Annotated in this window: 7 protein-coding genes; 5 read left to right on the top strand and 2 right to left on the bottom strand. The window is 62.5% G+C overall.

The window, feature by feature from the left end:
- The first annotated feature begins 676 nt into the window (after nt 1-676).
- From VGF12_RS03795 to herA, 4 genes are read left to right on the top strand one after another with little or no spacing between them, the layout of a single operon-like run.
- Nucleotides 677-1,801 (top strand): metallophosphoesterase family protein, encoded by a 1,125-nt coding sequence (locus VGF12_RS03795; protein ID WP_070401325.1) that lies wholly within the window; start codon nt 677-679, stop codon nt 1,799-1,801.
- Nucleotides 1,798-4,473: an AAA family ATPase gene (locus VGF12_RS03800; protein ID WP_070401326.1), complete on the top strand. Its 2,676-nt coding sequence runs from the start codon at nt 1,798-1,800 to the stop codon at nt 4,471-4,473. Before VGF12_RS03795 ends, VGF12_RS03800 begins: the two co-directional genes overlap by 4 nt.
- 36 nt (nt 4,474-4,509) lie before the next feature.
- Nucleotides 4,510-5,745 carry a DUF4297 family anti-phage-associated protein gene (locus VGF12_RS03805; RefSeq protein WP_070401327.1) on the top strand — a complete coding sequence of 412 codons (1,236 nt, stop codon included), beginning with the start codon at nt 4,510-4,512 and terminating at the stop codon, nt 5,743-5,745.
- Nucleotides 5,742-7,511 (top strand): anti-phage-associated helicase HerA, encoded by a 1,770-nt coding sequence (herA, locus tag VGF12_RS03810; RefSeq protein ID WP_070401328.1) that lies wholly within the window; start codon nt 5,742-5,744, stop codon nt 7,509-7,511. The genes VGF12_RS03805 and herA overlap by 4 nt, the downstream gene beginning before the upstream one ends.
- 357 nt (nt 7,512-7,868) lie before the next feature.
- On the opposite strand, the gene VGF12_RS03815 is transcribed toward herA, so the two are convergent.
- Entirely contained in the window at nt 7,869-8,762 is an 894-nt protein-coding gene (locus VGF12_RS03815; RefSeq protein WP_147326200.1) for a hypothetical protein, read from the bottom strand.
- 276 nt (nt 8,763-9,038) lie between these two features.
- Nucleotides 9,039-10,907 (bottom strand): glutamine--fructose-6-phosphate transaminase (isomerizing), encoded by a 1,869-nt coding sequence (gene glmS / locus VGF12_RS03820; RefSeq protein ID WP_331174718.1) that lies wholly within the window; start codon nt 10,905-10,907, stop codon nt 9,039-9,041.
- A 136-nt stretch (nt 10,908-11,043) separates the two neighbouring features.
- Here glmS and VGF12_RS03825 point away from each other — a divergent pair, with 136 nt between their 5' ends.
- Nucleotides 11,044-11,535: an Lrp/AsnC family transcriptional regulator gene (locus VGF12_RS03825; protein WP_331174719.1), complete on the top strand. Its 492-nt coding sequence runs from the start codon at nt 11,044-11,046 to the stop codon at nt 11,533-11,535.
- The last annotated feature ends 82 nt before the right edge of the window (nt 11,536-11,617 follow it).

The following is an 11,617-nucleotide window of genomic DNA, read 5'->3' on the forward strand; positions in this document are numbered from 1 at the left end:
TCGAAACGGAGCGTAGAACTTCAGCACAGTACGCTGTCTGGCAATCTCGTTCGCCGAACCAAGAAGCCCTTGCGTTCGATCCGCGAACACATCCAACGCGCAGGGAAAGTCATGTTGCGTCCCTCGCCTCGGTGAACCGAAAAGAATCTCCGTAGACTGGGATGAGTTCGAAAATCCCCAGAGGCGATGATGCCGACTGCAGAGGCTGAACAGGGTCTCGCCCGTCAACCAAGGAAGAACCGCAGAATTGAATGGCAGAAGCTCCATGGCCATAGCAGCTCAGGTCGACGATCCGTCGCCAGGGAGGGGCATGGGAGCAAGAGCCATGCGCGCGCCCTATGTTCCTATGGATCTCATCCCATATCAAGGAGGTCGCAGCGCGAGTTGTTGAGCATCGGCCGCTCGAGACTGGGTGCAGCCACCTGCGCTTCGAGGCCGAAAGGCCGTAGTTGACCAAAACGGGTCGTCAGTAACACCAAACAGACCGCTGAAAAATTGGTCACAACGCCGCGAAACAACCCCTGATTTCGTGCTCGAACGAACGGAGAAACCTCTCGCGATTCGTCCGAGCAGTGCACTGCCGTGCAGTGTTTCAAAACGTTAGACTGGTGGTGAACGGCGCATCAAGTCGCCGCTGCAAGGGAATTCCATCAAATCAAGCGATCAGGGGGATGACTTGATCTCATTTTTGCATACGGCCGACTGGCAGATCGGTCGAGTGTTCGCGCAGTTTGAGACCGACGACGCGGCCGCTCTATTTGAGGCACGATTCGCTGCCGTGGAGCGCCTGGCCAGTATCGCGGCCGATAGAGGCGTGGACGCAGTGCTGGTCGCTGGCGACGTGTTTGACGCCCAGACGGTGGCCGAGAAGACTATTCGGCGGCTGTTCAACGCCATGCAAGGCTTTACCGGGACCTGGGTCCTGATCCCGGGTAATCACGATGCTGCGCTGGCGGAGTCGGTGTGGAACCGGGCACATCGCTTGGGGGCAATCCCCGACAACGTCATCGTGTGCCTAGAGCCAAGGCCCTTTGTGGTGGCAGGCAAGTTCACATTGCTGCCGGCACCGCTGACCCAGCGCCATACCTATGCCGACCTCACCGAATGGTTCGCGACGCACGTTCCATCGGACGACCTGCCGCGAGTCGGTCTGGCGCACGGCAGTGTGCAGGGCATCCTACCCGCAGACGTGGACTCGACCAATCCGATCGCGGCGGGCCGGGCGCAGAGCGCGGGACTGGCTTACCTGGGGCTAGGAGACTGGCACGGCACCAAGCAGGTGGATAGCAAGACCTGGTACGCCGGCACGCCGGAATCGGACCGCTTTAAAGCCAACGAGTCGGGTCAGGCACTGCTCGTGGCCATAGAGTCGACGTCACTCGAGCCTATTGTCACAGCGGTACCCACCGGAAAATTCAACTGGCGTCAGCTCGAGCAGCATATGGCCGTCGATTCAGACGTCGACGAAGTGGTGCAAGCGTTAGACGGAGTGAGTGGCAATGATGTCCTTCACTTGCGCCTGTCCGGCACCTGCAATCTGGCGGGACACCGCAAGCTGACGGCCGCGCTCGGGGCGGCGCGCGCCAAGGCGCGGGCCATCCTGTGGAACGCTGAGGCGCTCAGGCTCGAGCCAACCGAGGAAGATATTCAAACGCTGCGTGCCGACGGCTTTGTGGGCGAGGCCCTGCAGGAGCTGCGCGAGCAGCAAGCCAGCGCAGAGCCCGAACTGGCGCGTGACGCGCTGCTAGCGCTGGCGCGGATCCTGGACGACCAAGCACCAGCGAAAGGAGCCTGCGCATGAAGCTCAAGCGGGTGCGAATCGAGAATTTCAAGCGCTTTCGGGCCCCGCTGGAGTTGTGCGACTTCGCTGACGGACTGAACCTGTTCGTCGCCCCGAACGAGTCGGGGAAGTCCACCGTAGCCGAAGCCATCCGGGCCGCGTTTTTCGAGCGGCACAAGTCGAGCGCGATCAGTGGCTTGCGTCCGTGGAGCGACAGCTCCGCCACGCCGTCTGTGGAGATCGCTTTCGCACTCGGCGGGAAACCCGCTCGGCTGAGCAAGGCGTTTCTGGGCAAGAAGCGATGCCAGCTCATCATCGATGGCAAGACGCTGGAAGGAGCAGAGGCCGAGGATCACCTGGGAGAGCTGCTGGGCTTCAGCTTCGCCGGAAAGGGCGCCAGCTCGCCCGAGCACATGGGTATCCCCGGGTTGCTCTGGATTAAGCAGGGCACGTCGCATGAAATTGCCAAGGTCGTCGGGTTCGCAAGCGATCATCTGCGCAACGCGATGGGGGACTCCCTTGGCGAACTCGCGGCCACAAGCGGCGATGAGGTCATCAAGGCGGTTGAGACCGAGCGCAATCAGCTGCTGACGCCGTCCACCGAGGCACCGCGCGGTGCATACGGGGAAGCGATCAAGCGCCGCACAGCGCTGCTCGAAGAGCTGCAGTTATTGCGCGTGGAGATTAACGCGTACCGAATCGCCGTGGACCGGCTGGCGGCATTGCGTCTTGATCATGGGCAAGACGGCGAGGCTCGGCCCTGGCTGACCCTGCGCGCGCAACTTGAGCAAGCGCAGGTCAAGCTGGCCGACGCGTTGGGGCTTGCCCAGCGGAGGACCGCGCAAGAGTTGCTGCTCAAGCAGGCTTCGGCGCAGGTTGACGCCCAGCGCCAACAACTGCAGCTCATGGCACGCGACGACGACGCGGTGAAGCTGCGCGAGGAGAAGCTGGAGGCGGCGCAGGACAAGCTGGCGCAGGCCAACGGTCAGCTCCAGGCCTGGGAGCCGCGCCATGCGCAGGCTGAACACGCGAGCATGAGGGCGCGCGACCGACTGGCAGCGGCGCGCCAAGTGGCGACCTGGCAGGCCCAGGAGAAGGCGGTGACCGAGCTCGCGGCCCAAGTACAAGCCCTGAGCCGGAGTCACCGCCAAGCGCAGCTCAAGCAGGAAGAGCTAACAAGCTTGCAGGCCGAGACGCTGTCGCTCGCCATGCCCGGCGCGGAGCTCAAGCGCCTGCGCGAAGTCACGGAGAGCCTGCGCACCGCGCAGGCTCGGTTGGATGCGGTATCAACCGCGCTGGAGTTCCGCCTCCAGCCCAGCGCGAAGGTGCAGGTCGCCGGTGTCCAGGTGAATGCCACCGACCGCCTCACCGTGGTGGAGCGCACGGGCATCGACATTGAGGGGGTGGGGCGCATCACGGTGCTGCCGGGCGGTGAGGGCCTTCAAAGCCTGATTGCGGATCGTGATCAACAGCGCAAAGTCCTGGCGGAGCTGCTCCAGCGCCTGGGTGTGGCGAACTTGGCGGCTGCGGAAGAGCGTGAGCGCCAGCACGTGCAGCGCGCGGCGGAGGCCAAGGCGGCGAAATCCGTCTTGGAGGCCCACGCTCCGAAGGGGGTGGCCGCCTTGGCGGTGGACATAGCGGCGCTGTCGACCAAGCTGACGGAGGCGAAGCAAGCACTGCAGAACTTGACGGAACCTGTCGGGGCTGAAACTGCCGGCGTATCCGTGTCGCAAGCGGAATCGGATGAATCCACGGCGAAGGTCATACTGGAAGATGCGACGTCCCAGCTGAACGACTCCAAGCTCGCGGTGAGCGAAGCGATGGCCCTGCTCAGCGTCGCGAGCGAAGAGCTGGCAGCGGCCCAGGCGACACTGGCCGACCCACTTCGCGCCAAAAGGAAAGCGGACGCCAGCCATGCCCTGACCGATGCCCTTGCGAACGAGACCACGGCGCGGGCAGGTGTGGAAGCACTCGCCGAGCAACTGCGCACGCTCAACGTTGCACTTCTGCAGCAGGACGTCGAGCGGTTTGAGCGGAGCGCCAAGCAGCTTGAGAGCGCGTACGCCCAACGCGGGAGCGACATCATCCGGTTGGAGGCGGACCTGGAGGCCAAGGGCGCCTTGGGGCTGGAAGAGGCCGCCGCGGACAAACAGCGCGAGCTCGACCACATGGAGAGACGGTGCACCGAGCTCGAACGCCGGGCCAAGGCGCTGAGCCATCTTCTCAAGCTGCTCACAGAGAAGCGCGCCGCGCTGGCACGACGCCTGCGCGCGCCACTTCAGCGACACCTGAACCACTACCTACAGATCCTGTTCCCGGGCGCGGGCATCGAGGTGAGTGATGACCTATCACCGGGACGCATCACCCGAGTCGGCACCAACGGCGCGGAGACCGGTGATTTCGAGGAACTCAGCGTCGGGGCACGGGAGCAGATGGGTGTCGTCGCGCGGCTGGCCTACGCGGACCTTCTGCAAGAGGCTGGCAAGCCCACGTTGCTCATCCTAGACGACGCCCTGGTTCACACCGACAAAGATCGACTGGGCCAGATGAAGCGGGTGCTCTACGACGCCGCTCAAAGACATCAGATCCTGGTGTTTAGCTGCCACCCGCACGCCTGGCAGGACCTTGGCGTTGCCGCACGCGAGCTATCTCATGCGCCTGGCTACGGCGGCGGCGAACCCTCTACGCCGTGAGGCCGACCGCCGTTGAGCATCACCCGAGGATAGACAGTGAAAGACCGCAGCGCGATCGCGACGATCAAAGGCTACTTCTACCAGTTCGACCAGACGATCGTGAGTCTGCTCGAGGCGTCCCCTCATGGCAGCGTGACGGTCGAAGGCGTGGAGGACATAGACCTGGATGATCCGGGTGAGAGCGCCTTCGTGCAGTGCAAGTACTACGAAGGCACGGAGTACAACCACTCGGTGATTAAGGACGCGGTCGTGCACATGCTGCGGCATTTCCATGCCGCGGGCTGCTCCAGAGACCAAATGTTCCGGTACCGGCTTCACGGCTATTACCAAAGCGGGCAGCACAAGCTCACGCTTCCCCTGACGGGCGACTTCGTGAAGGAACACTTTCTTACCTTCACGAAGGAAAAGAAGGTCCACAAAGTGCACGAAGAACTGGTGCTCACCGACGAACAGCTGGCCGACTTTCTCGCGCTGCTGGACATCAACGTGAGCGCGCCGTCCTATGACGCTCAGAAGGAGACGTTGATCAAACTGATGGTGCGCGAGATCTCCGGGTGCAACAGCGATGATGCGCGGATCTTCTTCTATCCGATGGCGATCAACGTCGTTCAGGGACTCGCAATCGAAGCGGACGTGGCGCAGCGAAAGGTAACCAAGGCGCAGTTCTTGAAGGCAATCAACCGCAAGGAGGTGGTCTTCAACGCCTGGCTGAGGGATTACATGGGGCGCGAGTACTTCGCGAGGATGGTCCGTCGAAAGTACTTCTCTCATCGCACGACTAAGCTGCCCCAGGCTTCGAGATTCTTCGTGATCGAGATGGGCGAAGAGTTCGAAGTGGCCAAGGCCAGTCGCATGCTCGCCGGGCTTGGGCGGAAGTTCTCGCACACGGAGCATATGCGGACGCCTGCTACCGATCGGTTTTGCCCCTACGTGCTGCTGCGAGGCCTGACGCCCGAACAGTTGGTTGAGCTCAAGGAGAGCCTTTGGAGGCAGGGCGTGGCCTTCATTGACGGCTATCCCTTCCACGGTTCGGCTTTCTCACCCGAGATGCTGGCGGAGCGCCCCACCAAAGAAAGACTCTGGACGCTCAAATTCGTCCCCGATGAGCACGAGCTAGCGCCGACCATGGCTGCCTGCAAAGGCTCGCTCGTCGAGGTCTACGACTTTCACCAAGGCTCGCCGTTGGACTCAGCCCTCCTGCCCAAGGGCACAGGGCTCCATTCGATCAAGAGTGACAGTGCCTATCTGCTTCAGGAGGTCATGCAGGCATGAACGATTCCAATGACATCAAGGCCGAAGTGATTGCTGTCTTCCCGGACAAGGTGAAGATCTCGGTTGGCAACATCTCGGCATTCGCAAACGATAAGAGCCTCAAGGTGGGCTCATATCTGCGCATCACCGATATCGAAGAATGCGCGCTCATCGCGATCATCGAGAACTTCTGCATCGAAGTAACTGCCAGCGGCGAGCGTCGTCACCTCATCGAGGCCTTGCCGCTGGGAATCATCGCTGACGGCAAGTTCATTCGTGGCGGCGATACGCTGACCATCCCTCCCACTGGCGTGGCGCCGGCGACGGACGAAGACATCAAGAAAATCTTCGAGGATTCGATTGAGCCGGCAAAGAAGTTCGCATTCAGCGCGCTGGTGTCCAACGAGAAGATCTCCGTCCCCGTCGACGGGGACCGGTTCTTCAACAAGCATCTTGCCGTCGTGGGTTCCACTGGCGCGGGCAAGTCGCACACCATCGCCAAGATCATCCAGACCGCAGTGCGCGCGAAAGACGGCGATTACTCGCTGAACAACTCCCACGTCGTCATCTTCGACATCCACTCCGAGTACCGGACGGCATTCCCCGACGCGAACTTCCTGGATGCCAGCACACTGACCTTGCCTTACTGGCTGCTCAACAGCGAAGAACTGGAGGAGGTGCTTCTGGATACGGGCGAGCGCGACAACTACAACCAATCGGCAGTGTTTCGCCATTTGGTCACGGAGAACAAGAAGCGCCACAACAAGTGCGCGAAGAACGTCTTCTACGACAGTCCTCTCAAGTTCGACATCCATGAAGTGCTGAACGCGCTGTACAACATCAAGAACGAAACCGTGAACTCGAAGAACGAGGCGCGGTACATGGTGAACGACGGCAGCTACGCGTTGCTGACTGAGGGCAAGACTGATAGTGGCCATGGGCTGCTGCTCACGGCGGATCAGCGCTTGGATCTTTACTTTTCTAAGCGACTCGATTTTCATCCGACCAAGTCGCAAAGCATCACGGGCGGGAGCTACGCTGACAAGACACTGGACAAGTTCTTCACGCGGTTCGAGGGCAAGGTCGAGCAGGACCGCCTGCAGTTCCTCTTCGGTCCGGCTGCGGATACAGCCACGCTGGAAGGTACTCTGATGAGCCTGATCGGCTACGGCGATACGAAGTCCAACGTCACGATCGTCGACTTGAGCGGCGTTCCGTTTGAGGTCCTGAGCATCACCGTGTCACTGATCTCGCGGATCCTTTTCGAATATGGATATCACTACAAAGTGATGCGCACGGCGGCGAAAGAGCAGTTCAATACCGACGCGCCGCTCCTGCTCGTTTATGAGGAGGCTCACAAGTACGTGCCCAACAGCGACCTGGTACGTTTTCGCGCTTCCAAGCTCTCGATCGAGCGCATTGCAAAGGAAGGGCGCAAGTACGGCGTCACGCTGCTTCTGTCGAGTCAGCGGCCGTCAGAAATCTCCGAGACGATCTTCTCCCAGTGCAGCAATTTCCTGGCGATGCGCTTGACCAACCCGAGCGACCAGAGTTACGTCGCCCGCCTGTTGCCTGACACCCTCGGTAACCTGTGCGACAAGTTGCCGACCCTGGGTGCAGGCGAGGCGCTTCTGATCGGTGAGTCGGTGGTGATGCCATCGTTGGTCCAGGTGCAGCGCTGCGATCCTCCACCCTCGTCGACAGATATTCCGTACTACCAGCTCTGGAAGGAAGAGTGGAAGCAACTCAACTTCGAGGGGATCAAAAAGTCGTGGCTCAAGGAATAGGGGAGGCGAGGCTAACCGCCTTAACACGGCCAGACGGGTCAGCACCGGTTGCCGCGTCCAATGGTGGCTTCGCGCCAACAGCGTGAGTACGCGGGCCGAATGTGACCGGCGACACCCGCTGCGAAGCCGAAGACTAATCCGCGCGGTCCAGCCCCAGGTTGTCGACCTGCCGCCCGAGGATCTGTTCATACTGGCGAGTCCCCAAGTGCGGCGATTCGTTCATGCAGCAGGGCAAGAGAGCGCCTTCTGTTTCAACCCGGCCAATTTGATCCAGGATTGCACGGCCTCTCGGGTGGCTGGAGTGACTTCGAACTGAATAGGCCGCAAGGCGCGGGCAGGTTGAAATTGCAGGCCGCTTTAGGCTTTCGCCCATTCAAGGTCTCGGATTGCGAAGCCAACAGCATGAATGGCGAGCTCGGCGTCCTCTTCCATGATGGGTCGATAACCATTTTGGCGCTGCGCATTGCTCTTGTTCCGGCTGTGCAGCTTCGCGCACACCTTGCCCAGGTGACCCACGCAGATTCGCTCATAGGGTGCACCCTCTATAGTCGCAGAGACTTGCGCAAGCTCCCTGCCAATGATCGTGTCGGGCGAGCCACTCTGAGCAAGCCATGAGGAGAGAATCGCCTGCATGGCATCGCGGCAGTTGTCAACGACAGAGCCAGGTGACTCCTTGAAGGCGGAGTCGAGGACGCGCGCGATTGCCTGAGCGACCGCAGGTCGGAGCTGCTCGTCGATCTTGTTGAGGTCGAGCTCAGGCAGGATGCTGAATGCTGACAACGCTTTAAGCGTCACCATCACGGCGCCGCTGTATAGCGCCTCCGTTTGCACGACGCGCCACGCTGACGCTGCGCGCGACGACCCTAGCGCCAAAACCGAACCTTGGCCCTGGTTCGGCCGCTGTAGGATTTCGAAGCAAGACGTATAGACGAACAGCGACTTGTAGGTTGCTTTGTCGTAGCCTGGAATCAAGCCGCGGTCATGGGGGTGGGCGGAAACGATAAGCCTCGAAGGCTGAGCACCGCTGGTTTGCTGATAGAGGCGGCCTCTGCGCGTTCGGCTTACCGGGTCATACGAATCCTCTCGGAACACGAGACCAAAAGCCTCCGAAGGACTCGGGAGCGCCTTCCAATCGTCTGCAGTATCGATGAACTTCGCATGCGTCACCGTTGGCATCGGCATGGCGGGAATGTCGGGGTTCCCCGTGCCTTCAAAGACCAGTCCTGTGTGTTGCTCAATTCCTAAATGCATGCCCGACCCCTATAGCGCAAGCTCTCAGCAGTATGCTGCCATTGGCTAGCATTTGGACGACAGCTCTTACGCCAAGACCGTGAGTTCAACGTGTAGACGCGCCTAGCGGCAGTCGCTGCACAGCTCCCCAACTGAAGAACTGTCAATGACTGAACTCAGGTTGATGGCCATGTCAGCGTCGCTGCCGTAGTTTTCGACTTTATTGTTTTGTTTTCGACTCTATTTCGCTGTTTTCGACTTTATTTGTCAGAAACACGATGCGCGATCCGCAGCGCCTCACTCCACCGTCACGCTCTTCGCCAGGTTCCTCGGCTTGTCGACGTCCGTGCCCTTGGCCAGCGCCGTGTGGTACGCCAGCAGCTGCAGCGGCACCACGTGCAGGATGGGCGAGAGCGCGCCATAGTGCTCGGGCATGCGGATGACGTGAATACCTTCGCTGCTGGCGATGCGCGTGTCGGCGTCGGCCAGCACGTAGAGCACGCCGCCACGCGCGCGCACCTCCTGCATGTTGCTCTTGAGCTTCTCCAGCAAGGTGTCGTTGGGCGCCACGGTCACCACCGGCATGGCCGCGGTCACCAGGGCCAGCGGGCCGTGCTTGAGTTCGCCGGCCGGGTAGGCCTCGGCGTGGATGTAGCTGATCTCCTTCAGCTTGAGTGCCCCCTCCAGCGCGATGGGGTAGTGCAGGCCGCGGCCCAGGAACAGCGCGTTGTCCATGCGCGCGAAGTCCTCGGCCCAGCTGATGACCTGCGGCTCCAGCGCCAGCACGGCCTGCAGGGCCACCGGCAGGTGGCGCATGCGCTTCAGGTGCTCGGCCTCGTCCGCCTCGCTCAGGTGGCCACGCACCTGCGCCAGGGCCAGCGTCAGCAGGAACAGGCCCGCGAGCTGGGTGGTGAAGGCCTTGGGCGAGGCCACGCCGATCTCGACGCCCGCGCGCGTGATGTAGGCCAGCTTGCACTCGCGCACCATGGCACTGGTGGACACGTTGCAGATGGTCAGCGTCTCCTGCATGCCCAGGCTTTGCGCGTGGCGCAGCGCGGCCAGGGTGTCGGCGGTCTCGCCGCTCTGGCTGATGGTGACGACCAGGGTGCGCGCATCGGGCACGCTGGTGCGGTAGCGGTACTCGCTGGCCACCTCCACCTGCGTGGGGATCTTGGCGATCGACTCCAGCCAGTACTTGGCGGTGCAGCCGCTGTAGTAGCTGGTGCCGCAGGCCAGGATCAGCACGCGGTCCACGTTCTTGAACACGCGGTGCGCGCCGTCGCCGAACAGCTCGGGCGTGACGCCGGCCACGCCTTCCAGCGTGTCGGCGATGGCGCGCGGTTGCTCGAAGATTTCCTTCTGCATGTAGTGGCGGTAGGGGCCCAACTCGGCCGCGCCGCTGTGCGCCTGCACGGTGCGCACGGGGCGCTGCGTGGCGTCGAGCGAGCGGCCCCCGGCGTCGGTGACCCAGTAGCGGCCCATCTGCAGGTCCACCAGGTCGCCCTCTTCCAGGTAAACGATCTGGTCCGTCACGCCGGCGAGCGCCATGGCGTCGCTGGCCAGGAAGTGTTCGCCGCCGCTCGCGCCCACGCCCAGCACCAGCGGAGAGCCCGCGCGCGCGCCCACCACGCGGTGCGGCTCGTCCTTGTGGAACACGGCCAGCGCGTAGGCGCCGTGCAGCTGCGCCACGGCCGCGGCCAGCGCGGCGAACACGTCGCCGTCGTAGAGCGAGTCGATCAGGTGGGCGATGACCTCGGTGTCGGTCTGGCTCTCGAACACGTAGCCCTTGGCCTGCAGCGCGGCGCGCAGCTCGTCGTGGTTTTCGATGATGCCGTTGTGCACCAGCGCCACGCGCCCGGCCGCGCCGCCGTTCGTGCCACTGGGAGCGCCCGGGCCATGGCTGAAGTGCGGGTGCGCGTTGTGCACCGCCGGCGCGCCGTGCGTGGCCCAGCGCGTGTGGGCGATGCCGGTGCCGCTGGCGATGCGCTCGCTCTGCACCTGCTGGGCAAGTTCGGCCACGCGCGCCGTGCTGCGCGCGCGCCTGAGGCCGTCGTTGTGCACGGCCACGCCGCAGGAGTCATAACCCCGGTATTCCAGCCGCTGCAGGCCCTGAACCAGCACCGGCACGATGTCGCGCCCCGAAACCCCCGCCACGATGCCGCACATGTGATCGCTCCTGAACAAGAAAGTGGGCGAATGCTAGTGAGCCTTGCGTGAAATGAATGGTCAAAATTCACACAAGGATGACCATTTTTATCTCAATTGTCATTGAAAGACGTTTTATTCCATCGACAATCGAATAATGGAACATTTGGATATAGACGCCATCGACCTGCGGCTGCTGGAGCTGCTGCAGGAGGACGCCTCCCTGAGCAACCAGGCCCTGGCCGAGCGCGCCCACCTCAGCCCGCCCACCTGCCTGCGCCGCGTCAAGCGCCTGCGCGAGCGCGGGCTGATCGCGCGCGAAGTGGCCCTGCTCGACGCCGACCGCCTCGCCCCGCTGCTGGGCCACGGCCTCACCGTGGTGGTGGAGCTGAGCCTGGAGCGCCAGAGCGCCGAGGCGCTGGACGCCTTCGAGGCCCGTGCCGTGGCCGAGCCGCGCGTGCAGCAGTGCTACCGCGTGAGCCCCGGACCCGACTTCGTGCTGATCGTGCGCTGCGCCGACATGCCCGACTACCTGTCCCTCACGCAACGCCTGTTCACGGGCGACGCGAACGTGCGAAATGTCAAAGGCTTCTTCAGCACGCGTTGCGCCAAGTTCAAACCCAGCCTGCCGCTCAGCCGCCCCCTCTGACCGAACGGCTTAAACAGCGCCTTGGGGGCATTGCAAAACGCACACTTCCTCAGTCGTGGGGAGAGACGGGATTGACGGCCCC

Origin of the sequence: Roseateles sp., assembly GCF_036404855.1 — a bacterium.
GTDB lineage: Bacteria > Pseudomonadota > Gammaproteobacteria > Burkholderiales > Burkholderiaceae_C > Pelomonas.